The organism is Rhizobium sp. WCS2018Hpa-16 (genome assembly GCF_031843705.1).
GTDB lineage: Bacteria > Pseudomonadota > Alphaproteobacteria > Rhizobiales > Rhizobiaceae > Agrobacterium > Agrobacterium tumefaciens_C.
Map to the genome: position 1 here is coordinate 103,255 of NZ_JAVTIX010000004.1, position 22,672 is coordinate 125,926.

Annotated in this window: 28 protein-coding genes; 22 read left to right on the forward strand and 6 right to left on the reverse strand. The window is 57.5% G+C overall.

The genetic code is table 11. The features are described from left to right. The first annotated feature begins 15 nt into the window (after positions 1–15). The 6 genes from hemC to RQI55_RS14565 all read left to right on the forward strand — a co-directional run bounded on the left by hemC (position 16) and on the right by RQI55_RS14565 (position 5,747). Positions 16–945 (forward strand): hydroxymethylbilane synthase, encoded by a 930-nt coding sequence (gene hemC / locus RQI55_RS14540; RefSeq protein ID WP_243258044.1) that lies wholly within the window; start codon positions 16–18, stop codon positions 943–945. A gap of 2 nt (positions 946–947) precedes the next feature. Then, entirely contained in the window at positions 948–1,691 is a 744-nt protein-coding gene (locus RQI55_RS14545; RefSeq protein ID WP_243258045.1) for a uroporphyrinogen-III synthase, read from the forward strand. 72 nt (positions 1,692–1,763) lie between these two features. Next, complete coding sequence (locus RQI55_RS14550) at positions 1,764–3,149, forward strand: COG4223 family protein (RefSeq protein WP_243258046.1); 1,386 nt, start codon at positions 1,764–1,766, stop codon at positions 3,147–3,149. A gap of 3 nt (positions 3,150–3,152) precedes the next feature. After that, positions 3,153–4,760: a heme biosynthesis protein HemY gene (locus tag RQI55_RS14555; RefSeq protein ID WP_243258047.1), complete on the forward strand. Its 1,608-nt coding sequence runs from the start codon at positions 3,153–3,155 to the stop codon at positions 4,758–4,760. Between the two features lie 18 nt (positions 4,761–4,778). Next, the gene (locus RQI55_RS14560; RefSeq protein ID WP_243258048.1) at positions 4,779–5,270 is read left to right on the forward strand and encodes a TerB family tellurite resistance protein; all 492 of its coding nucleotides are present in this window, start codon (positions 4,779–4,781) and stop codon (positions 5,268–5,270) included. Positions 5,271–5,426: 156 nt separating this feature from the next. Further along, positions 5,427–5,747, forward strand: a complete 321-nt coding sequence (locus RQI55_RS14565) for a YggT family protein (RefSeq protein ID WP_042620038.1) — start codon at positions 5,427–5,429, stop codon at positions 5,745–5,747. An 83-nt stretch (positions 5,748–5,830) separates the two neighbouring features. Here the strand turns inward: RQI55_RS14565 and ppa are convergent, their stop codons facing one another. Then, a complete protein-coding gene (gene ppa / locus RQI55_RS14570; RefSeq protein ID WP_042620037.1) occupies positions 5,831–6,364 on the reverse strand; it encodes an inorganic diphosphatase in 534 nt (177 codons plus the stop codon). A 159-nt stretch (positions 6,365–6,523) separates the two neighbouring features. Beyond that, entirely contained in the window at positions 6,524–6,760 is a 237-nt protein-coding gene (locus tag RQI55_RS14575; RefSeq protein ID WP_311273124.1) for a hypothetical protein, read from the reverse strand. A gap of 111 nt (positions 6,761–6,871) precedes the next feature. Here RQI55_RS14575 and RQI55_RS14580 point away from each other — a divergent pair, with 111 nt between their 5' ends. Both RQI55_RS14580 and RQI55_RS14585 read left to right on the forward strand, forming a co-directional pair. Continuing rightward, positions 6,872–7,783 carry a CoA ester lyase gene (locus RQI55_RS14580; protein ID WP_311273125.1) on the forward strand — a complete coding sequence of 304 codons (912 nt, stop codon included), beginning with the start codon at positions 6,872–6,874 and terminating at the stop codon, positions 7,781–7,783. Continuing rightward, the gene (locus RQI55_RS14585) at positions 7,780–7,986 is read left to right on the forward strand and encodes a DUF1737 domain-containing protein (protein ID WP_042620035.1); all 207 of its coding nucleotides are present in this window, start codon (positions 7,780–7,782) and stop codon (positions 7,984–7,986) included. Before RQI55_RS14580 ends, RQI55_RS14585 begins: the two co-directional genes overlap by 4 nt. Positions 7,987–8,014: 28 nt before the next feature. Here the strand turns inward: RQI55_RS14585 and RQI55_RS14590 are convergent, their stop codons facing one another. Continuing rightward, entirely contained in the window at positions 8,015–8,455 is a 441-nt protein-coding gene (locus RQI55_RS14590) for a metallopeptidase family protein (protein ID WP_042620034.1), read from the reverse strand. A 329-nt stretch (positions 8,456–8,784) separates the two neighbouring features. Between RQI55_RS14590 and rplU the strand changes: the two genes are divergently transcribed. The 14 genes from rplU to RQI55_RS14660 all read left to right on the forward strand — a co-directional run bounded on the left by rplU (position 8,785) and on the right by RQI55_RS14660 (position 20,870). Continuing rightward, the gene (rplU, locus tag RQI55_RS14595) at positions 8,785–9,099 is read left to right on the forward strand and encodes a 50S ribosomal protein L21 (RefSeq protein WP_042620033.1); all 315 of its coding nucleotides are present in this window, start codon (positions 8,785–8,787) and stop codon (positions 9,097–9,099) included. Positions 9,100–9,140: 41 nt separating this feature from the next. Continuing rightward, on the forward strand, positions 9,141–9,410 hold the full coding sequence (gene rpmA, locus RQI55_RS14600) for a 50S ribosomal protein L27 (RefSeq protein WP_042620032.1): 270 nt from the start codon (positions 9,141–9,143) through the stop codon (positions 9,408–9,410). A 129-nt stretch (positions 9,411–9,539) separates the two neighbouring features. Next, positions 9,540–10,172, forward strand: coding sequence for a GNAT family N-acetyltransferase (locus RQI55_RS14605; RefSeq protein ID WP_243258052.1), 633 nt, complete (start codon positions 9,540–9,542; stop codon positions 10,170–10,172). Then, positions 10,169–10,744 carry a GNAT family N-acetyltransferase gene (locus tag RQI55_RS14610; RefSeq protein WP_311273126.1) on the forward strand — a complete coding sequence of 192 codons (576 nt, stop codon included), beginning with the start codon at positions 10,169–10,171 and terminating at the stop codon, positions 10,742–10,744. Before RQI55_RS14605 ends, RQI55_RS14610 begins: the two co-directional genes overlap by 4 nt. 177 nt (positions 10,745–10,921) lie before the next feature. Next, the gene (obgE, locus tag RQI55_RS14615) at positions 10,922–11,989 is read left to right on the forward strand and encodes a GTPase ObgE (protein ID WP_042620029.1); all 1,068 of its coding nucleotides are present in this window, start codon (positions 10,922–10,924) and stop codon (positions 11,987–11,989) included. Next, positions 11,986–13,155, forward strand: coding sequence for a glutamate 5-kinase (proB, locus tag RQI55_RS14620; protein ID WP_243258054.1), 1,170 nt, complete (start codon positions 11,986–11,988; stop codon positions 13,153–13,155). Before obgE ends, proB begins: the two co-directional genes overlap by 4 nt. Then, positions 13,148–14,434: a glutamate-5-semialdehyde dehydrogenase gene (locus RQI55_RS14625; protein WP_243258055.1), complete on the forward strand. Its 1,287-nt coding sequence runs from the start codon at positions 13,148–13,150 to the stop codon at positions 14,432–14,434. The genes proB and RQI55_RS14625 overlap by 8 nt, the downstream gene beginning before the upstream one ends. A 41-nt stretch (positions 14,435–14,475) precedes the next feature. Beyond that, positions 14,476–15,060, forward strand: coding sequence for a nicotinate-nucleotide adenylyltransferase (locus tag RQI55_RS14630; protein WP_243258188.1), 585 nt, complete (start codon positions 14,476–14,478; stop codon positions 15,058–15,060). A 76-nt stretch (positions 15,061–15,136) separates the two neighbouring features. Further along, positions 15,137–15,595 carry a ribosome silencing factor gene (gene rsfS, locus RQI55_RS14635; RefSeq protein WP_409233739.1) on the forward strand — a complete coding sequence of 153 codons (459 nt, stop codon included), beginning with the start codon at positions 15,137–15,139 and terminating at the stop codon, positions 15,593–15,595. A 103-nt stretch (positions 15,596–15,698) separates the two neighbouring features. After that, a complete protein-coding gene (gene rlmH / locus RQI55_RS14640) occupies positions 15,699–16,181 on the forward strand; it encodes a 23S rRNA (pseudouridine(1915)-N(3))-methyltransferase RlmH (RefSeq protein ID WP_243258056.1) in 483 nt (160 codons plus the stop codon). Positions 16,182–16,377: 196 nt separating this feature from the next. After that, complete coding sequence (locus RQI55_RS14645) at positions 16,378–17,733, forward strand: murein hydrolase activator EnvC (RefSeq protein ID WP_243258189.1); 1,356 nt, start codon at positions 16,378–16,380, stop codon at positions 17,731–17,733. Continuing rightward, positions 17,723–19,051 carry a S41 family peptidase gene (locus tag RQI55_RS14650; protein WP_243258057.1) on the forward strand — a complete coding sequence of 443 codons (1,329 nt, stop codon included), beginning with the start codon at positions 17,723–17,725 and terminating at the stop codon, positions 19,049–19,051. Before RQI55_RS14645 ends, RQI55_RS14650 begins: the two co-directional genes overlap by 11 nt. Before the next feature lie 64 nt (positions 19,052–19,115). Beyond that, entirely contained in the window at positions 19,116–20,318 is a 1,203-nt protein-coding gene (locus tag RQI55_RS14655; protein WP_243258058.1) for a divergent polysaccharide deacetylase family protein, read from the forward strand. A gap of 39 nt (positions 20,319–20,357) precedes the next feature. Next, positions 20,358–20,870 carry an RNA pyrophosphohydrolase gene (locus RQI55_RS14660; RefSeq protein ID WP_243258059.1) on the forward strand — a complete coding sequence of 171 codons (513 nt, stop codon included), beginning with the start codon at positions 20,358–20,360 and terminating at the stop codon, positions 20,868–20,870. Between the two features lie 54 nt (positions 20,871–20,924). On the opposite strand, the gene bfr is transcribed toward RQI55_RS14660, so the two are convergent. From bfr to phbB, 3 genes are all read right to left on the reverse strand, one after another. Next, positions 20,925–21,416 carry a bacterioferritin gene (gene bfr, locus RQI55_RS14665; RefSeq protein WP_042615689.1) on the reverse strand — a complete coding sequence of 164 codons (492 nt, stop codon included), beginning with the start codon at positions 21,414–21,416 and terminating at the stop codon, positions 20,925–20,927. After that, positions 21,382–21,693 carry a bacterioferritin-associated ferredoxin gene (locus RQI55_RS14670; protein ID WP_082249749.1) on the reverse strand — a complete coding sequence of 104 codons (312 nt, stop codon included), beginning with the start codon at positions 21,691–21,693 and terminating at the stop codon, positions 21,382–21,384. The genes bfr and RQI55_RS14670 overlap by 35 nt, the downstream gene beginning before the upstream one ends. A 243-nt stretch (positions 21,694–21,936) precedes the next feature. After that, positions 21,937–22,662 (reverse strand): acetoacetyl-CoA reductase, encoded by a 726-nt coding sequence (gene phbB, locus RQI55_RS14675; RefSeq protein ID WP_243258061.1) that lies wholly within the window; start codon positions 22,660–22,662, stop codon positions 21,937–21,939. Positions 22,663–22,672: the final 10 nt, after the last annotated feature.

The window sequence follows — 22,672 nt, forward strand, 5'->3', positions numbered from 1 at the left end:
AATGGATAGAAGCGGATGCAAACAAAACCTTTCCGAATCGGCACACGCGGCAGCCCCCTTGCGCTGGTGCAGGCCATCGAGACCCGTGACCGGCTGATGGCTGCCCACGGTCTGCCGCAGGATATGTTCGAAATCGTGCCGCTTTCCACAAAGGGCGACCGCGTAACGGACCGGCCTCTGTCTGAAATCGGCGGCAAGGGCCTGTTTACAGAAGAGCTGGAAAACCAGCTTCTGTCAGGCGACCTCGATTTCGCGGTTCATTGCGCCAAGGACATGTCGACGCGGCTGCCGGACGGCCTGCATCTTTCTGCCTATCTCCCACGTGAAGATGTCCGCGATGCCTTCATTGGCCGAACGGCACCCAAATTGATGGAGCTGCCCCACGCAGCCACCGTCGGCTCTGCCTCGCTTCGTCGCCAGTCGCTCATCCGCCGCCTGCGGCCTGATATCAACGTCATCATTTTCCGAGGGCTGGTGGATACCCGCCTGCGTAAGCTGGAAGATGGTATGGCTGATGCAACCCTGCTGGCGCTGGCCGGCCTCAACAGGCTTGGAAAGCAGACGGTGCCGACTGAGGTTCTGGATGCAAGAGAATTCCCGCCCGCACCGGGCCAGGGCGCCATCGCTCTCGAAACCCGCATTGGCGATACGCGCATCGAGGAACTTCTCTCTCCCATCGATCACCGCGAAACCAGCGATGCCGTGACATGCGAACGGGCATTTCTAGCCGCACTGGATGGCTCCTGCCGCACGCCGATTGCCGGTTATGCGACCTGCGACGGCGATATGCTGCACTTCCACGGCCTGATCCTGACCCCAGACGGCCAGACCGAGCATGGCGTGGAGGTTTCCGGCAAACGCGCAGATGCCGAAACCTTAGGGTTTACGGCAGGAGAAAAGGTGCGTGCGGCAGCGGGCACGAGCTTCTTCGAAAGCTGGACCTGACCATGCGCGTCGTCGTCACCCGCCCGGAAAAATCGGGGCTGAAGACGGCAGAGCTTTTGCGCGCACGCGGCCATGAGCCAATCCTCCTACCGCTGACCGCCCCGGTTTACGACACCGAAGCCGCGACTGCGGCTTTGACCAGAGAACCGGCTTATCTGGCCGTCACAAGTGCAGAGGCCATTCGGGCACTTGTGAACGTCGGCGACGATCTCTCGGCAAGCCTGCAAAAACCGATTTTCGTTGTTGGACAAGCATCCGCAATGGCTGCGCGCGATGCAGGCTTTCAAACCATTATCACGGGCGAGAGTGACGGCGCAGCACTTGCGCAGTTGATCGCGGAGAAAACCCGAAACGATGTGAGCCAGCCCTGTACGATTTGCTATCTGGCAGGCTCGCCGCGAGACGCGGGCTTCGAACAGACGCTGAATGCTCTAAATCTGCCGTTTGAGACCGCCGAGATCTACCAGATGCGGCAGATAGCATGGCAGCCAGCACAGCTTAAGGCGCGGCTGACCGACCAGCCAATCGACGCCGTCCTGTTCTATTCAAGCGAGGCAGTGCGGATATTTTTCGCGCTGTTGGAGAATGAGGGACTTCTCGCCCCATTGCACCAATCACGAATGATCTGCATCAGTGCAAAGGTCCTTTCGCACATCCCCGAGGCGTTCCGTAACGCGGCATATGCCAGCGCTGAGCCGAACGAGTCTCAGATGTTTGATCTTCTTGAACGAAAAGCGGGAACCTAATTCCCTCGAGCCCCTTTCCTTTGCCGTTATCACTGACTAGGTTTAATGAAATGCAGGCAGAATGAGGTTGTCATGGTAACGGGAAAACCGCCACGCCACTCCAAGTCCACCGCTGAGCCGGTCACCATTGACCTGGACGCAAAGGACGTGAAGGATATCGGCAAGGAAAAAGACACAGCATCTCTGGAAGCTCCGGTTACGACTGGATCTGAAGCAGACAAGACACCTCCAGAACCGGCAACTGCCGGGTCTGAAACGCAGGCTCCCAAGCCGGTCTGGGATGACGCCGCGAAAAAACCGATTGAGCCGGAGCCCAATCTTCCCAAGGCTTCCGACGCTCCAAAGTCTGACGAGACGAAGGCAGAACAGGCCGCAAAGGAGCCCACTGAGAAGAAGAGCACTGTTCCACCCGTGACAGGTGCATCCTTCAAATCCGACAAGACGACCGCTCAGCCTCCCAAAACCGAAGCGCCGAAGCCTGCGGCAGACAGCAAGCCATTCACACCGCCATCCTCCGACACTAAAAGCAGCGACACAAGCCGCAGCGGCGGCAGCTCCGGCCTCCTCGCTGCCGGCATCGTCGGAGGACTGATTGCACTTCTGGCGGCTGGAAGCATGCAATATGCCGGCTATCTTCCTTCTTCTGCGTCAGGCACCGGCTCGTCGGAATTGACCTCTCTCAAGGCAGAGGTCGCCAATCTGCGCCAGCAAATCGCGACCGCACAGCCTGCAGCCGCAGACACATCTGCCTTTGAGACTCGCCTTGCAGCGCTGGAAAGCTCTACCGCATCCGGCGGCGGCGATGTCGCGGACAAGCTTGCATCGCTTGAGGCGACGGTTTCGACGCTGCAATCTGAGAAGGCAGCGCAGGACACGGCCAATGCGGACCTGACGCGTCGTCTGGGTGAAGCGGAAACCAAAATCAACGAGCCCCGCGACGATATCGAGGTCGCCCGCGCCATCGCGTCAGCAGGTCTGAAAGCGGCCATTGATCGCGGCGGACCGTTCCTGACCGAACTCGACACGCTGTCACGCGTCACGCCGGATGACCCGGCCATTCAGTCGCTGAAGCCTTTTGCTGCTACAGGCGTTCCATCGCGGTCTGAGCTGACGCGTGAATTTCCTGATGTTGCCAATGCCATGCTGGCTTCGCTCGACCAAACGGACCCCAATCAGGGCATCATCGATCGTCTCGCGGAAAGCGCGCTGTCGCTCGTCAAGGTCCGGCCCGTGGGCAATGTCGAAGGTGAAGGAGCAGACGCCAAGATTGCGCGCATCGAAGACAAGCTCCGCAATGGCGACCTGAAGGGTGCCGCACTGGAATGGGATGGACTGGCTAAACCTGCCAAAGCCGCAGCAGCGAAGTTCAAGACATCGCTCGATGCCCGTATTCAGGTTGAAGACCTGGTGGGCGGCACGCTGACGCGCGCCATCAACAGCACCGGGCAGCAGGGGTAAGACATGGCAAAGATCATCAGTTTCGTCGTCATCGTCCTTGTGATCGGCTTCGGTTTCTCTTGGCTGGCAGATCGTCCCGGCGTCTTGTCCATCGTCTGGCAAGGCCAACTGATCGAGATGAGCCTTATGGTGGCCGCCTCGATCATTGCGGCCCTCATCGCAACCGTGATGATTAGCTGGTGGCTTTTCAATACCGTCTGGAATTCGCCGCACGCCGCACGGCGGTATTTCCGCTCCCGCAAGCGGGATCGCGGATATCAGGCTCTCTCAACCGGCTTGATCGCAGCCGGTGCTGGCAATGCTCTTCTTGCACGCAAGATGACAGCGCGCACCCAAGGGCTTTTGAATGCAGATCAGGAACCGCTGATCCATCTTCTGGAAGCGCAGGCCGATCTCATCGAAGGCAAATATGACGCTGCCCGCCGCAAATTCGAAGCCATGGCGCAGGATCCGGAAACCCGCGAGCTGGGACTTCGCGGTCTCTACATGGAAGCCCGCCGCCAGGGTGCCAATGAGGCCGCACTGGAATATGCCGCAACTGCCGCAGAAAATGCGCCATACCTGCCCTGGGCAGCGCAGGCGACGCTGGAAAGCAAATCCCGCAATGGCGAGTGGGACGATGCGATCAGGCTGCTCGATCAACAGAAGGCAGCAGGCGTTCTGGAACGTGGCGACGCTGAGCGGCTGAAGGCCGTTCTGTTGACGGCAAAAGCGGAAGAAAAATTCGAAAGCGACCCGAAGGCTGCCCGCGAGGATGCCAAGCATGCGCTGAAACTGGCCAAGGGGCTGGTCCCCGCCGCGCTTGTTGCGGCAAAGTCCTATCTGCGCGAAGACAATCTGCGCAAAGCGGCTTCCGTGCTTGAGCCCGTCTGGAAAATCGCACCTCACCCGCAGATTGCCCAGCTTTACGTGCGAGCCCGCAGCGGCGATACCGCCGTCGACCGGTTGAAGCGGGCCGAGCGCCTCGAAAGCTTGAAGCCCAACAATGTCGAAGCACTCTTCATAGTGGCACAGGCTGCACTCGATGCGCAGGCCTTCACCCGCGCCCGCGCAAAGGCCGAGGCAGCAGCGCGCATAGAGCCACGTGAGAGCACCTTCCTGCTGCTCGCCGATATTGAAGAAGCTGAAACAGGTGATCAGGGCCGGATACGCCACTGGATGGCGCAGGCGCTGCGCGCTCCAAAAGACCACGCCTGGGTGGCGGATGGTGTCGTATCGGAAAAATGGCTGGCAGTTTCACCGGTCAACGGTCGGCTTGATGCGTTCGAGTGGAAGATACCTTTCGGCCAGCTTGATGGTGCTGTTGAGGGAGTGACGGTAGACCATGCGCTCTCGTCGCTGCCTGAGATCGTTGTCAACGAAAAACAGGATAGGATCACGGAAGTGCCCGTCGTGGCCAAGCCGGTCGACCCTGTTGCAGATGTCACCAAAGACAAACCGGTAACAGCCGTCATACCCAATCGCACGGACGAGGTTCAGAACCCCACTGGCGAGGCAAAGTCCAAGCCAAAGGCGGAGCCGGTGCCATTCTTTGGCGGACTTCCAGACGATCCCGGCGTCAAGAAGCCAGGGCGCCAGCCGGACGAGAAAACCCGCCTCAATTTGTTTTGATCGATTTCAAGGAAAATCATGTTCGATCGCATCCAGTCATTTTTCCAGAACCTTGGCCAGAGCGGATCGTCAAAGGACTTTGCTCCTGACGATTTGCGGGTGGCGGTCGCCGCACTCTGTTATCAGGTGATGGAGGCCGATGGCACGGTGTCCGATGTCGAGCGTCGGCGCTTGCGGGAACTGCTTCAGGAGCACTACCAGCTGAGTGCTGGCAACCTCGATGCCCTGATGGATGCGGGACGGGAGGCAGGAAGCGAGGCGGTCGATTACTACCGCTTCACAGCCGATATCAACCGCCATCTTGACGAAGACCAGCGCATCGAACTCATCGGCATTCTCTGGGATATCGTCTATGCCGATGGCGAGCGCAACGAGATGGAAGATCACGTCATCTGGCGCATTGCTGATCTCTTGGGAGTATCGGTCAGGGACCGCGTTTTGCAACGCCAGCAAGCGGCAACCCATGTGAATATTTCCGACGAAAATGAACATCAGAAGGATACTGTCTGACCGTCGCTGGCAATCCACGCATTTTAATTCACTGACGCGGACTACCGGTCACGCGGGCGCGACTGTATCGACAATTTGACGATTTCGTAACGGTGTAAAGGCACGAAAAGCCTTGCAAACCAACGACCACTTGCCGGTTGGCCTGCGAATGACTAAATGTCATCCAACAACGATATGGAGACATTGATGCTTGCCCTGTTTCAGACAATCGATCTGGCTTTGAACCTTTATACCTGGGTGCTGATTCTCAGTGCCATTTTCTCCTGGCTCTATGCCTTCAATGTCATCAATTCTTCCAACCAATTCGTCAGTGCGATTGGCAGCTTTCTGTACAACGTCACAGAGCCGGCGCTGAGACCCATCCGTCGCGTCCTGCCAAATTTGGGTGGCATCGATATTTCGCCGATCATCCTGCTGCTTCTGATTTTCTTCATCCGCTCGCTGATGTGGAACACGATCTATCCGCTGGTCGCCTAAATCGTCTCTATCGACATAAAAAATCCTCCGGATCGATGCGACCCGGAGGATTTGTCATTTGAACTGATGTTTGAAAGCTTAGATCAAGCCTGCGACTTGTAGCGCTCGATAGCTTCAACGATGAGCTTCTTGGCGACGTCAACGTTCTGCCAACCGCCCATCTTCACCCACTTGCCGGGCTCCAGATCCTTGTAGTGCTCAAAGAAGTGCTCGATCTGCTTCAGCGTGATCTCAGGCAGGTCCGTGTAGTTCTGGACCTTGTCGTAGCGCTGCGTCAGCTTTGGCGCAGGAACAGCAAGAATTTTCTCGTCCTTGCCGCCGTCGTCTTCCATGATCATCACGCCGATGGGGCGCACATTGATCACGCAGCCAGGAACCAGAGGACGGGTGTTGCAGATCAACACGTCGATTGGATCGCCATCTTCAGACAGGGTGTGCGGCACGAAGCCATAGTTACCCGGATAGGTCATCGGGGTGTAGAGGAAACGGTCAACGACGAGCGCGCCTGCTTCCTTGTCCATCTCGTACTTGATCGGGTGGCCACCAACAGGAACCTCCACGATCACATTGATATCGTCTGGCGGGTTCTTGCCGATAGAAATAGCATCGATACGCATTCGGTTTCCCTCGATTAGGTGGGTTGAACTGCCATGTCGATACTGGGAAAGTCGACGCTTTGCAACATAAGCGTCAACTAAGAGCACAATTATTGCGTGATCCGCGCTTCTGAAACGGGCTCTGTGAAGAGCCCGTCGAGCGGAAACAATCGAGAGATATCAAAGATCGATGATGGTACCGCGACCGTCATTCCATACGCGCATGTTCTGCTGCTCGCGGTGACGCGGGTTGACGGGGATGGGGGCCGGTTTGAGGCGCGCAGAGAACAGGCGCACCGCGCCCAACACTGCGAGGACACCAACCAGCGCGACCGTTAAGGAAGCGGTGAAGAGTGCGGCCAAAGCCAGAACTGCGATGCTGGAAGCCGCGAAGAAGAATGTACGAATGCCCTGCATGATCCAAACCTTTCTGTCCAGACGAATGTGGCCCTTCTTTGCGCTGCTTGCAAGAGGATGCACACCGCCTATCTGCTTGCGATTGTCACAAAAGGTTGACACAAGTGCGGCATGGCCGATTTTTATTTCAGCAATACTGTCCTCCCACGCCGATCGCTTCTATCGGTGCCCGCTATAAACCTGCGCGCACTTGCAAAGCTGACGTCGCTTGATTGCGATGGCGTGATTTTCGATCTGGAAGATTCCGTCGCACCTGACATGAAGGATGAAGCCCGCGCCAATCTTCTGACGATCTTTGAGCAAACACCCCGTCCGGCCTATGAGACGATGATCCGCATCAACCCCCTCACCACTGAGGCGGGAAAAAGCGACCTGATCGCGGCTCTCACTTGCGCGCCGGACGCTATCCTGCTTCCGAAGGTGGAGCAGCTTTCGCATATTCAGGATGTGGCCGATTCGCTTTCAGAGGCCGATGCCCCTGAAAGCCTCAAGATCTGGGCGATGATTGAAACGCCGAAAGGCGTGCTGAACGTCGCAGCCATAGCCGAAGCCTCCCACACGCAAGGGTCACGGCTTGGTGGCTTCGTGGTTGGCCTCAATGATCTGCGCAAGGAAACCCGCGTTCCCCTCGATCCTGGCCGCACCTATCTGGTGCCCTGGTTGATGCAGACGGTACTGGCCGCCCGCGCCTACGGGCTTGAGGTCATCGACAGCGTTTGCAACGAATTCCGGGACCTCGATGCCTTCGCCGCAGAATGCGAGCAGGGCCGCGCCATGGGTTTTGACGGCAAGATGCTGATTCATCCGGCCCAGATCGAAGCAGCAAACCGGGCATTTGCGCCCGATGAGCAGGCATTGACGGAGGCGCGCGAGGTGATTGCCGCTTTCGCAGATCCCAAATCTGTGGGATTGAACGTCATCAACTCCAGCGGGCGGATGATCGAGCGACTGCATGTCGCGCCGGCTGAACGGCTGGTGGCCATGGCGCAGATCATCGCCCAAAGAAAGGCAGAAAAGGCATGAAAGTCTATCGTTTCATCACCGGCCCTGACGACTCCAAGTTTTGTCATCGCGTCACCGAAGCGCTTAACAAGGGCTGGGAACTTGCGGGATCACCGACATACGCCTTCAATGCGGCAACAGGCGTCATGCACTGCGGACAGCCGGTGATTAAGACCGTTGAAGGCAAGGAATATCACCCGGATATGAAGCTCGGCGAGCAATAGGCTTCAAGCTGGCAACAAGAGCGAGGGATCAGCGATCCGTCGCTTCCTCATCCGCACCTTCCTCGATGCGTTCCATGTCGTCATCGGACAGACCGAAATGATGGCCGATTTCATGGATCAGCACATGGGTGATGATATCGCCCAGCGTTTCCTCATTTTCAGCCCAGTAATCCAGGATGGGACGGCGATAGAGGATGATGCGGTTGACCATCTCGCCAGTGTCCATGGTGAAGCGTTCCGAAATGCCACGGCCTTCGAACAGGCCAAGCAGATCGAATGGCGTCTCGAGCGCCATGTCCTCGAACACTTCATCGGTCGGGAAATCCGCGATCTCGATGATCAGGTCCTTGGTCAGGGCGCGAAACTCGTCGGGCAAATGGCCATATGCCTCGATGGCAAGCGATTCAAAGGCTGAAAGTGTCGGCGCGTGGCGATCCCGCCAATCGTCGGTTTTATCAATGCGGGCCATTTCTGCTCCTTGTTGAGAGGCCCATATAAACCCTTGCCAATCAAATTTCGAGGCCTGTTTGCCACAACTGTGAAAATCCAATGAGATTCTCGCCCGAAAGCCATGTTTTCAACCTCTAGACGACCTTGACAGAAATAGGCTTCTCGCGTATCCCGCAACCAAATTGAGGGCGTATTCCGTCTTCCGTTCATACCGCCTTTTAAAAAGCGGTTTCACCGGCCTGGATTTCAAGAGGCATTGAAGCTTCGCAACCCAGGCTACTCGACTGATAAAAAGACGGCCAGACCGCATTTGCGGGCAGAGCCGGAACGAACATGAAAGGGTAAAAAATGTTCGCAGTCATCAAGACCGGCGGTAAGCAGTACCGTGTAGCGGCCAACGACGTGCTCACAATTGAAAAGTTGGAAGCAGAAGCTGGCGCAACAGTAGAATTCACCGAAGTTCTCGTGATCGGCGTTGGCGCTGACGCACAGTTCGGCGCTCCTTTCGTTGCTGGTGCAACGGTCAAGGCTGAAGTTGTCGAACACAATCGCGGCAAGAAGGTCATCGCCTTCAAGAAGCGTCGTCGTCAGAACTCCAAGCGTACGCGCGGTCATCGTCAGCATCACACCGTCGTCCGTATCACGGACATCGTTGCAGCCTAATCGGCGCGACACGGGAAACTAGGTTTTAAAGGAGAAATCCAATGGCACATAAAAAAGCTGGTGGTTCATCGCGTAACGGTCGCGATTCGAATTCCAAGCGCCTTGGCGTGAAGAAGTTCGGCGGCGAAGCCGTCATTCCAGGCAACATTATTCTGCGTCAGCGCGGAACTCAGTGGCATCCAGGCGCCAATGTTGGCCTTGGCAAAGACCACACGATTTTCGCACTGACAGCCGGCAACGTGTCCTTCCGCTCGAAGGCAAACGGCCGCGTATACGTATCTGTGGCACCGAAAGCCGAAGCAGCAGAATAAGCCGGTCGCGTCATATGCAGCCGGTGTCCCAATGACCCGGCTGAGACGTAACAGGTTCAGTCATAAAAAAGGGGAGTTGGGGCACCACCCAACTCCCCTTTTTTCTTAACCTCATGGAGGGACTGAACCATGCAAGCTGAATTGTTAAGGGAAGACCAATTACGGTCACCCGAAGAACGGCCAAGGCCGGACCGGTCAAGGACCGATTGCCCTGTTTTATTATCGCAAAGGCTCGTTCTGCGCGCGCCTCACGAAGAAGACATGGACGCCCTTGCCCATCTTGCCAACAACGCCAATATTGCGACCATGGTGTCGCGTATGCCGCATCCTTACACGGCCAAAGACGCCGCGGATTTCGTGCGACGTGCGAAAGTGGGCGAGATTGGCAAGTGCGTCTATGCCATTGCCCGCATGGATAACGGCGAGTTTCTGGGTTGCTGCGGACTTGAACAGCACGATGACCAGAAGACGCTCGAAATGGGTTACTGGCTGGGCGAACCCCACTGGAACAAGGGCTACACCACAGAAGCCGCCCATGCCCTGATCGACATGGCATTCCGCACGCGTGACATCGAACAGATCGATGCGCGCTGCCGCGTCACCAACATTGCCTCGCGCCGCGTCATACAAAAGTGCGGTTTCCAGCTTCAAGGTTCCGGCATGGTCGCCTCATTGGCGCTCGGCGGCATGATGCCGGTTGAATGGTACCGGCTGGACCGCAAGACATGGGTTTCGCTGCGAAGCTGGGGAGACACACGATGAGTATGGTTCACGCGACACAGCCACAAGACCCGGCGACCAAAGGCCAGACGATCAAGACCGGTCGGCTCGTCCTGCGTCCACAACAGCTTTCCGACGCCGGAAGCATTGCCGAGGCACTGAGCGACTTTCAGGTTGCTCGGATGCTGAGACGCATTCCCGCACCCTACCATAGGCAGGATGCGCTGGAATGGTTGATCATGCGAACGGTCGGCACCGCGCCGGGGTGGGATTTCGCCATCACCTGCGCCGATGATACCCTTATCGGCGTTGTTTCCGTGGAAGAACGGGATAGCGAATGGCAACTCGGTTACTGGTTGAACCCTGCGCATTGGGGCAAGGGCTATATGACGGAAGCGGCATCGGCCGTGACGGAGCGTTTCTTCCAGCACATGCCGGACGAGACCCTTTATTCCGGCGTGTTTGCCGATAATGCAGCCTCGCTGCGCGTTCAGGAAAAGCTCGGCTTTCGGGTCATCGGCTGCCATGAAATCTATGCGACCTCCCGCTCGACCATGGTCACACATATCGACACTGCCGTGACCGCACGGACATTTCGATCGTCACGCGCATAGATAATATCAACAAGGCCGGTTTTTCGTGAACCGGCCTTGTGCTACAGTCTCTCACATCACGATAATCTTTGACCTTGAGGGCTCGCCCATATATTTGGAGCAGCAGATCCTTTTTTTAAAGCAAGCCCGCACATTGGCTGCTGGAATTGCCACTAAGCTGACAGAACGGCCACGACGATGAAATTTCTCGATGAAGCAAAAGTCTATATCAGATCCGGTGATGGCGGCGCAGGTGCCGTTTCTTTCCGCCGTGAAAAGTTCATCGAATTCGGCGGCCCCGATGGCGGTGATGGCGGGCGCGGTGGCGACGTATGGGTAGAGGTCGTCAACGGCCTCAACACGCTGATCGATTTCCGCTTCCAGCAGCACTTCAAGGCGACCATTGGCCAGCACGGCATGGGCCAGGGACGCACTGGCGCTAAAGGTGCCAGTGTGGTGTTGCGGGTACCCGTTGGCACTCAGATTTTTGAAGAAGACAACGAAACGCTGATTATTGACCTGACCAAGGAAGGCCAGCGTTTTCGCCTGGCCGCCGGCGGTAATGGCGGCTTCGGCAATGCCTATTTCAAGTCCTCTACCAACCAAGCTCCCACGCACGCCAATCCGGGCCTCGCTGGTGAGGAGAAGATGATATGGCTTCGCCTGAAGCTGATTGCCGATGCGGGTCTGGTCGGCCTTCCCAATGCGGGAAAGTCCACATTTCTTGCCACGGTAACCCGGGCGCGGCCAAAAATAGCGAATTATCCCTTCACCACGCTGCATCCCAATCTGGGCGTAGCGACCATTGACGGGCGCGAGTTCGTGCTGGCCGATATTCCAGGCCTGATCGAAGGCGCGCATGAAGGCGTGGGCATTGGCGACCGTTTCCTGGGGCACGTTGAGCGCACCCGTGTTCTGCTGCATCTGGTTTCCGCTCAGGAAGAAAATGTCGGTAAGGCTTACAAGACCGTCAAGCGTGAGCTTGCTGCTTATGGCGGTGGGTTGACCGACAAGCCTGAGATCGTAGCCCTTTCTCAGATCGACGTGCTGGACGAAAAGGAATTGAAGAAGAAGGCGAAGGAACTGGAGAAGGCTTGTGGCCGCCCACCGCTTCTTCTGTCTGCTGCTGCCCATATCGGCATGGTCGAAACCCTTCGCGAGCTGCGCGATATCATCGTGTCCGATAGCCGTGGCGGTGATACCGCCATGCCAGACCGCTCCATGCCGGTTGAAGATGAGCTAGAGGATGGAGACGACCGCCTATGACACCGGTGCGAAAACCGCTCGGTAGCCATCACCGCATTGTCATCAAGATCGGCTCTGCCCTTCTCGTTGACCGTGCCAGCGGCCTGAAAAAGGAATGGCTCGACGCGATCTGCGAAGATATTGCAGCGTTGAAGGCCAATGGTGCCGATGTTCAGGTCGTGTCCTCGGGCGCCATCGCCCTTGGTCGCACCGTGCTTGGCCTCCCCTCCGGCGCACTCAAGCTTGAGGAGAGCCAGGCTGCTGCGGCAGTGGGTCAGATCGCGCTGGCCCGCGCATGGTCTGAAAGCCTTTCGAAATATGAGATCGTCGCAGGTCAGATCCTGCTGACCCTTTCCGACACCGAAGAGCGCCGCCGCTATCTCAACGCCCGTGCGACGATCAACCAATTGCTGAAAATCGGCGCTATCCCGATCATCAACGAAAACGACACGGTCGCGACCACGGAAATTCGCTATGGCGACAATGATCGCCTGGCGGCACGCGTGGCGACGATGACCGGCGCAGACCTCCTGATCTTGCTCTCGGATATTGACGGCCTCTATACGGCACCGCCGCATCTTGATCCCGACGCACAGTTTCTGGAAACGATTGCCGAAATCACCACCGACATCGAAGCCATGGCTGGTGGCGCAGCGTCGGAACTGTCGCGTGGCGGCATGCGCACCAAGATCGATGCAGGCAAGATTGCAACGGCTGCCGGTTGCGGCATGATCATCGCCTCCGGCAAGACGCTCAACCCGCTGAAAGCCATCGAAAACGGAACACGTTCTTCATGGTTTGCGCCGTCGGGCACACCCGTCACGGCGCGCAAAACGTGGATTGCCGGGCAACTTCAGCCTGTCGGGGAATTGCATGTGGATGCCGGCGCTGAAAAGGCGCTCTATGATGGCAAGAGCCTCCTGCCTGCGGGTGTAACGCTGGTGAAGGGCAATTTCGGTCGTGGCGATGCGGTTGTCATTATCGGCTCGCAAGGCCGGGAAATCGCCCGTGGCCTTGCAGGCTACGATGATGACGAGGCACGGCAGATCAATGGCCACAAGTCCACCGAGATCGAAGCGATCCTCGGCTATGTCGGTCGTGCCGCGATGATCCATCGCGACGATCTAGTGATGACGGGCGCGTCCGTCAAAGTGAAATATGCAAATAAGGATGAGGTCGATGCCTGAACAGGCCGTGAAGCAGAGCCATGATATCGAAACGCTGATGCTGTCCATCGGCGCTCAGGCAAAAGCTGCTTCCCGACCGTTGTCCATTGCCAGCACCGATCAGAAAAACCGGGCTTTGCTGGCTATGGCATCCGCAATCAAGGCGTCCGAGGCGAAGATTCTCGACGCCAATGCCAGGGATGTCGCAGCCGCAGAAATTGCGGGCGTCGCCGCCTCTTTCATCGACCGTCTGAAACTGGATGCTTCGCGCATCGCCGCGATTGCCGACGGCATTCGCTCCATCGCAGCACTGCCAAACCCCGTTGGTGAGGTGATTGCGGCATGGGATCGGCCCAATGGTCTGAAGATCGAGCGGGTCCGCACGCCGCTCGGCGTTATCGGCGTGATCTATGAAAGCCGCCCGAATGTGACGGCTGACGCAGGTGCGCTTTGTCTCAAAGCCGGCAATGCGGTGATCCTGCGCGGCGGTTCGGACTCGCAATATTCATCGCGTGCCATCCACGCCTGCCTTGTGGAAGGTCTGAAGATAGCGGGCCTTCCAGAGCACGCCATTCAACTTGTACCGGTTACCGATCGCGCCGCTGTCGGCAGCCTTTTGGGCGGACTTGGCGGCACGGTGGACGTTATCGTTCCGCGTGGCGGCAAAAGCCTCGTTGCTCGTGTTCAGTCGGAAGCGCGGGTGCCTGTCTTTGCGCATCTTGAAGGCATCTGCCACGTCTATGTCGATAAGTCAGCTGATCTGGAGATGGCGCGCAAGGTGGTGCTGAACTCCAAGATGCGCCGCACCGGCATTTGCGGCTCGGCGGAAACCTTGCTCATCGATAGCGCGGCTGTCGCCACGCATCTTGCGCCGCTGGTCCAGGTGCTGATCGACGGCGGCTGTGAGGTTCGTGGATCGCAGGCCGTGATGGATGCGGTCAGCGGCGTTACGGCAGCAATCGAGGAAGACTGGCGCACGGAATATCTGGATGCGATCATCTCTGCGACTGTGGTTGATGGCATCTCCGGTGCCATTGCCCATATCGGCACCTATTCCTCCAACCACACCGAAGCTGTCATCGCTGAAGACCCTGAAGTCGTTGAGCGTTTCTTCAACGAGATCGATTCGGCCATTCTGCTTCACAACGCCTCCACCCAATTTGCCGATGGTGGCGAGTTTGGCATGGGCGCGGAAATCGGCATCGCAACGGGCAAGATGCACGCACGCGGGCCTGTTGGTGTGGAGCAATTGACATCGTTCAAGTACCGCGTGCATGGCACCGGCCAGACACGGACCTGATATTGACCGCGGATCATGGCCTCGAGAAACGCTACCTGACCATGCCGCACACCGAGCGCGGCATGGTGATCGGCCTGTTCGGCGGCTCGTTCAACCCGCCCCATGCCGGCCATGCGCTGGTAGCGGAAATTGCCCTGCGGCGTCTGGGTCTCGACCAGCTCTGGTGGATGGTCACACCCGGCAATCCGCTAAAGAACAGGGCCGACCTTGCACCTTTGGCAACGCGCATCAAGGCGTGCGAGGCGCTGGTGTCCGATCCGCGCATCAAGATCACAGCCTTCGAGCAATCCTTCGGCGTGACCTATACGGCCAATACCCTTCGGCTCATAAAGGCGAAGAACCCGCTTGCCCGTTTCATCTGGATCATGGGTGCGGATAATCTGCGCAGCTTTCACCGTTGGCAGAACTGGCGCAAGATCGCCGAGACATTTCCCATCGCGGTCATCGACAGGCCGGGTGCAACGCTCGCCTATCTCTCCTCCACCATGGCGCAGGCCTACAGCCAGGCGCGCGTGGATGAAGACGATGCTGGCATTCTGTGGACGAAAACAGCGCCTGCATGGATGTTCATCCATGGTCCGCGCTCCACATTGAGCTCCACGGCACTGCGCAACGCGCAAAGCTGAATAGGCAAATTCTAGCCTTTGCACGCATCTTGAAAAGTTAACGCTTTGATGCCACCTTTATTCTGTGGCGCACAGAATCGCATGCCACAGTATCTGGTTTGTCATTTTGAGAGGAAAACAACTGACAACAGTGCACACCAAGGGAAGAGCTTTCAGCGCTATCCCAAAGAGCATGGAGAGTGGCGTTGATGCCGCCCGTCGTGCCCTCGGAACCGTCCTGACCAGTGTCGAGGACTCCAAAGCAGAAGACGTCGTTTACCTGAACATTGCCGGAAAATCGGCGCTTGCGGACTACATGGTTGTGGTTTCCGGGCGATCGAACAGGCATGTCTCGGCGATTTGTGATCACCTCATGTCCGATCTGAAGGATGAGGGCTTCGGTCACTCGCGCGTCGAGGGTCTGGAAAACGGCGACTGGGTTGTGATCGACGCCGGCGACGTCATCATTCACGTGTTTCGTCCCGAAGTCCGGGCGTTCTACAACATCGAAAAGATGTGGGCCGCTCCCGATATCGAGGAAGAAACGCTGCATTGATTCGACCTTGCATCTGGTGCCGACGCATCACTGCATAGGAATTCGCTGATCATCCTGATATGAGCGCAAACCACAAGGTTTGCGACAAGGATGGATGTGGACAATGCGAATCTCGATTTTTGCGGTGGGACGGCTTAAATCCGGCCCTGAAAAGGATCTTGCGTCCCGATATCTCGATCGCCTGGCCAAGACCGGCCCGGCCATTGGGCTGGAATTTGGCCGCATCATCGAGGTGGCGGAAAGCCGCGCATCGAACGCTGAAACGCGCAAGCGTGAAGAGGCTGCCATGCTGGAAAAGCATCTGGCCGACGGTGCCGTGCTGGTCCTCCTCGACGAACACGGCAAGGCGCTCGACAGCCCGGCTTTTGCCGAGCTTTTCGGAAATCTCCGCGATAGCGGCAAGCGCGATCTCGTGATCGCCATTGGCGGCGCGGATGGGCTGGACCCATCACTCTATGACAGGGCAACAGCGACCCTGTGCCTTGGCAAACTCACCTGGCCACATCAGCTGGTTCGCATCCTCATTGCAGAACAGCTTTATCGGGCAGTGACAATCCTGTCCGGCCACCCCTATCACCGCGCATAATCCCTTGTTCTGCCCATTATATAAAAGCGCGCGCATCCGTTCCGGTCATCTTCTTGCCCATCCATACGTGTTGATTGGCGAAACGCCGCGAAGCAGCGTATGGTCATCCATCTTTCGACGGTTCACACATTTCATGATCAAGAGCGGCAGCAACACCAGATGGACGACCCTTTCGGGCGCGCTTCTTGCTGCCTGCATGGTCGCTTCTCATGCGCTCACGCCTGCATTGGCGCAGGACGCTGTGGTGCCGGAAACCGCTCCACCCACCCTTGCGCAGACGCCAACCGCGCCTGACGATTTGGACGCGCTCGAGCAACGCCGCGACCAGAACCGTCAGGACTTGCAGGAACTCGTCGATAGTATCGGCCTTTCCGAAGACAAATCCCGCCAGCTTCAGGATAGTATCGCCGCGCTCAACCAGGACACGGCGCGGATCAAGGCCGAGCTGATCGCCTCTGCCGCACGCCGGAAGGACCTTGAAGACAAGATCAGGGATGGTGAGGACCGGCTTGCCAAGCTCGGCGTGCGTGAAGATGCGGCCAAAGCGTCGCTCCGAGAGCGGCGCGGTGTTCTCGCCGAAGTGCTGGCCGCCCTTCAGCGCATGGGCCGCAACCCACCCCCTGCCCTTTTGGTTTCGCCTGAAGATGCGCTGGCATCCGTTCGCAGCGCTATTCTGTTGGGGGCCGTCGTTCCCGGCATTCGCACGGAAACGGAAAAACTGGTGTCTGCTCTCAAAGAGTTGACTGACCTGCGCCTCGCCATCGCCAGCGAAAAACAGCAGCTGACCGACACGATGACGGCGAGCCTTGAGGAAGAAAAGCGGCTGGATCTGCTGCGGCTGGAAAACGAAAAGCGTAACACCCAGACCGCGAGCGATCTGGAGGCAGAACGCAAACGTTCTGAAGAACTTGCGAGCCGGGCAACGAGCCTGGAAGGCCTGGTGTCCTCGCTGGAAAACGAGATTTCCTCGGTGCGTGAAACCAAGGAAAAACAGCGGCTGGAAGAAGAGCGGCTGGCCGCACTTTCGCAAGCTGAACGTGACAAGGTGCAGGCCGATACCGAGGCTGGAACGCCCGATAAAAACCGCATTGCGCCCGCATATCCGTTTTCAAGTTTGAAGGGCAAGCTGGCCATGCCGGTTTCCGGTGACGTGCTGCGACGGTTCGGCGATGCTGACGGTACGGGGCATTTCTCTAAAGGAATCGTCGTGGCGACAGGCCCTGAAGCACTGGTGACCGCACCGGCCGATGGCTTTGTCGTTTTTGCTGGTGAGTTCCGCAGTTATGGCCGCATGATTATTCTAAACGCCGGCGACGGTTACCATCTGGTGCTGACGGGCATGGACAATGTGAGGACGAGGCAAGGCATGTTTGTGTTCTCTGGCGAACCCATTGCCTCCATGGGTGCAAAAAGAGTGGCAAGTGCTGCCGCATTGGCGCTGGAAACTGACAAGCCGACGCTTTACATTGAATTCAGGAAAGACGGTGTGCCGGTTGATTCTCAACCATGGTGGACCGCAAAAAATACCGGAAGGGCGCGCAATGATTCGTAAGGCTTCACTTCTCCTCATCGGTGGACTTATGGGTGCCACAGCGATGAGCGTCATCTATTCGGCAAGCATGCCGGCACAGGCTGCCGGTCCTTCCACCTATAAGGAGCTGTCGATTTTCGGTGACGTGTTTGAGCGCGTGCGCGCGCAATATGTGACGCCTCCCGATGACAAGAAGCTGGTTGAGAATGCCATCAACGGCATGTTGAGCTCGCTTGATCCGCATTCCAGCTTTCTGAATGCGCAGGACGCAACCGACATGCGCTCCCAGACCAAGGGCGAATTTGGCGGTCTCGGCATCGAAGTCACCATGGAAAACGAGCTGGTCAAGGTCATCTCGCCGATGGATGACACCCCTGCCGCTAAGGCGGGCATTCTGGCTGGTGACTTCATCTCCGAGATCGACGGCCAGCCTGTTCGCGGCCTGAAGCTGGAAGAAGCCGTCGAAAAGATGCGCGGCGCGGTTAAGACGCCGATCAAGCTGACCATCATCCGCCAGGGCGCAGACAAGCCACTCGATATCACTGTCATGCGTGAAATCATTGCCGTTCGTGCCGTGAAGTCCCGTGTAGAGGCTGGCGACGTCGGTTATCTGCGCGTCATCTCCTTTACGGAAAAGACCTATGACGACCTCGAAAAGGCAATCAAGAAGATCAAGCAGGATGTGCCGGCTGACAAGCTGAAGGGCTACGTGCTTGACCTGCGCCTCAACCCGGGCGGATTGCTGGACCAGGCGATCAACGTCTCCGACGCCTTCCTTGAGCGTGGAGAAGTCGTGTCCACACGCGGCCGTAACCCTGAAGAAACCCGCCGCTTCAACGCAACGGCTGGCGATCTGACCGATGGCAAGCCGGTCATCGTTCTCGTAAACGGCGGTTCGGCTTCCGCGTCCGAAATCGTGGCTGGCGCCCTTCAGGATCTGCGACGTGCAACCGTTCTGGGCACCCGTTCCTTTGGCAAGGGTTCCGTCCAGACCATCATCCCGCTGGGCGACACAGGCGCTCTTCGCCTAACGACCGCGCTCTATTATACGCCATCGGGCAAGTCCATTCAGGGCACGGGCATCACGCCTGACATCAAGGTGGATCAGCCGCTGCCGCCGGAACTGCAGGGACGTGTGCGTGCGGAAGGCGAATCCAGCCTGCGCGGCCACATTCAGGGCCAGAGCGAGACGGAAGAAGGTTCCGGCTCGGTTGCTTATGTGCCACCGGAAGCCAAGGACGATATTCAGCTGAACTATGCGCTGGATCTTTTCCACGGCACCAAGACTGACCCTTCATACCCGCCAAATCCTGAAAAGGCGGTCGTCAACAAGCAGTAAGGCCGTAAGGCATCGCAATGCGCGATGCCTTTCCGGCTGCACGCAGTCAAGCACGGATAGATCATTGCCTTCAGACCTGCGCAAACCGCTTATGGGTCGACGTAAGAAGAAAAGCGCTGGGTCGTTCCGGCGCTTTTCTGCGCTTGCGGGCATCGTCCTGCTCGGCGTGGGCGGCATAGGCGGCCTGTCCGTCTACACGGCTCTGTCTCCCGGTAATATGAAGAGCAACTCCACAGCGCCCAATGTGGAACTGAGCGACGCTGCAACACCGCCTGAGAAAAAAGAGCCAACCGCCCCGCAAACCGACGTGGACGGTACGCTCCTGACGCAGAGCGGCCGGTCCGGGGCGAATGTCCAGCGAAACCAAATGGACGACGGCAACGTCGTGTCCGTCTATTCGCCACGCGACCGAGGCACCGACGGTCCGGTGCTGATGACAGGCCAGACCTATGGGCAAGACCCCCGCATGGCGGCCCAACCCAATGAGGAACTGCTGGAGGATTCGGCCTTCGGCAGGCTTCCGAAGATTGGCCCTGATGGCCTGCGACCCCTAGAGCAATATGCGCGGCCATGGTCGGGCACGAGAGGCACACGCATCGCAATTGTCGTCGGAGGGCTGGGGCTCAGCCAGACCGGCACCCAGAAGGCGATCAGGGAATTGCCTGCAGACATTACGCTCGGCTTTGCGACAAGCGGAAACAGCCTTCAACGATGGATGCAGGAGGGCCGCCGCAAAGGCCATGAGATTTTGCTTCAGATCCCCTTCGAGCCCTTCGGCTATCCCGGCACCAATCCGGGGCCGGACACGTTGCTGGTTGCTGGGCCTGCCAAGCTCAACCTGGAGCGATTGCACCGCTCCATGGCCAAGATCACCAATTACACCGGCATCATGAACTATCTTGGCGGACGCTTCATGGCAGACGAAAAAGCGCTGGAGCCTGTGATGTCCGATATCGGAAAGCGCGGCCTGCTGTTTCTGGACGATGGCTCCTCCGCCCAGTCGAAAAGCACACCCCTTGCCAAGGCCCAGTCGGTCGCGGCAGGCTTTGCCGATCTGCAACTGGATGATCAGGTCAACGAAGCCGCAATTCTGCGAAAGCTTGATGATCTGGAACGCATCGCACGGAGAAATGGTTCTGCCATCGGCGTGGCCTCGGCCTTTGATGAAAGCGTTGCGGCCATTGCCAAGTGGTCCGTTGAAGCGTCCGGGCGCGGCATCGAAATCGTCGGCGTTTCAGCCCTTGTCATCGACAAGACAGCCCCTTAGTTCTTGACGCCACAGCACTCCTTTCATCAAAGGTCCAAAATGACAGTCAAAGCGGAAGATCTTCCCTACCGCCCCTGCGCGGGTATCATGGTTCTGAATGCTGAAGGGCTTGTCTGGGCCGGACGGCGTATCTCCGAAGGCAACTCGGAATTCGATGGTTCTCCGCAACTCTGGCAGATGCCACAAGGCGGCATAGATGACGGCGAGAAGCCGCTTCTGGCGGCCATCCGCGAACTCTACGAAGAAACGGGCATGAAAACCGTGTCGCTGCTGGCAGAGGCAAGCGACTGGATTCACTATGATCTACCGCCGCAACTGATCGGCATTGGGCTCAGGGGAAAGTATCGCGGACAGGCCCAGCGCTGGTTTGCGTTCCGTTTCGAGGGCGACGAAAGCGAAATTCAGATCAATCCACCACCGACAGGCCATGAGCCGGAATTCGATGCCTGGGAATGGAAGCCAATGGAAAGCTTGCCGGATCTTATCGTGCCCTTCAAGCGCGGCGTTTACGAACAGGTCGTTGCTCAGTTCAGGCATCTGGCCGCGAAATAAGCAAAAGCAAAAGGCGGCACGAATGCCGCCTTTTTCAAATTCAGTCTAATCCGCTTATTCGGACTCTGCAGCGTCTGCGGAGTCTGCGTTCAGCTGGCCGTACTTGGCTTCGCCGATCTTGTTCAGAAGCTCAAGCTGGGTTTCGAGGAAGTCAATGTGACCTTCTTCGTCGATCAGCAAGGTTTCGAACAGCTTCATCGAAACATAGTCGCCAGCCTCGTGACAGATCTCACGGGACTTCTTGTACGCGGCGCGGGCATCATATTCACCGGCGAGATCCGCTTCCAGAACTTCCTTAACGTTCTGACCGATGCGCAAAGGCGCAACCGTCTGAAGGTTCGGGTGGCCTTCGAGGAAGATGATGCGATCGATGATCTTGTCAGCGTGCTGCATCTCTTCGATGGACTCGGCACGCTCTTTCTTGGCGAGCTTTGTATAGCCCCAATCGTTCAGCAAGCGGTAATGCAGCCAGTACTGGTTGACTGCGCCGAGCTCGAGGAAAAGTGCCTCGTTAAGCTGCTCGATGACTCTTTTGTCGCCTTTCAATGTCCGCTCTCCTGTTGTCTTCATGCAATTGTCTCAGGCGGGACATAAAATCAAAAACATCGGCTTCCGTCGAGTGGCGACGTGCATGATATTCTTCCGTGGTCCTGATAATCAGTTCAACAACGGTCGGGAAGCAGCCACAGCAACGACCACGTTTGGCCATAGCGTGATACACTTTGGACGGGACGATAAGCTGCCAACAGTCTTCATCGAGCATCTCGTTGATGACATCGCGAATGTCGTTGTCGGTGATGTAGTTACAGCTGCAAACGAGCATGGTTCTTTGCCTGTATGACGCAACACGTTGTTTTCATTCTTAAACCAAAACAGGATAGTGAGTGTCAAGAAAAAGATGCGATGCATCGCCCGAGATATATTAGAACTATTCCAAACTAAACGAAAATTATCGTGTTTTCATTAGGTTAGCGTTCTCTACAGAACAAATTTCCACACTCAATTTTTTGTCAACCGACCCAATACACCGCGCACGCGATCACGAAAAGTTTACTGAACATGCGCCTTAAGTGAAATACTGACCGCCATTCGCCGTCAATGTCGAACCGGTGATGAAACCAGAACTGTCAGCCGCCAGAAACAGCGCGCAGCGAGCAATCTCTTCCGGCTCTCCAAGGCGACCGACGGGTATCTGCGGCAGGATGCGCTCGTTCAACACGTTCTCAGGTATCGCCCGCACCATCTCCGTTCCGATATAGCCAGGGCAGATCGCGTTCACGGTAATGTTTCGCGCCGCACCTTCCTGCGCCAGCGCCTTGGTCAGTCCCAGATCACCGGCCTTGGCAGCCGAGTAATTGGCCTGTCCAGCCTGACCTTTCTGGCCGTTGATCGATGAAATATTGACGATGCGGCCAAAACCGCGCTCGCGCATACCGGGCCATATGGGATGCGTCATGTTAAACACGCCGGTCAGATTGGTATCGAGCACCTGCCGCCACTGCTGCGGTGTCATCTTGTGAAACATCGCGTCGCGGGTGATGCCCGCATTGTTGACAAGCACCTCTATCGGACCGAGATCGCTTTCAACCTGCGCGATGCCGGCAACACAGGCATCGTAATCGCGGATATCCCAGCAATAGGTAGGAATGCCGGTCTCGCTGCGAAACTGTGCGGCGCGCGCCTCGGTAAAAGCGTAGTTCACCGCGACCTTGTAGCCTTCGGCATGAAATGCCCTGGCAATCGCCGCACCAATTCCGCTTGTCCCGCCTGTTATCAAAGCAACCCGGCTCATCTCAAGGCCT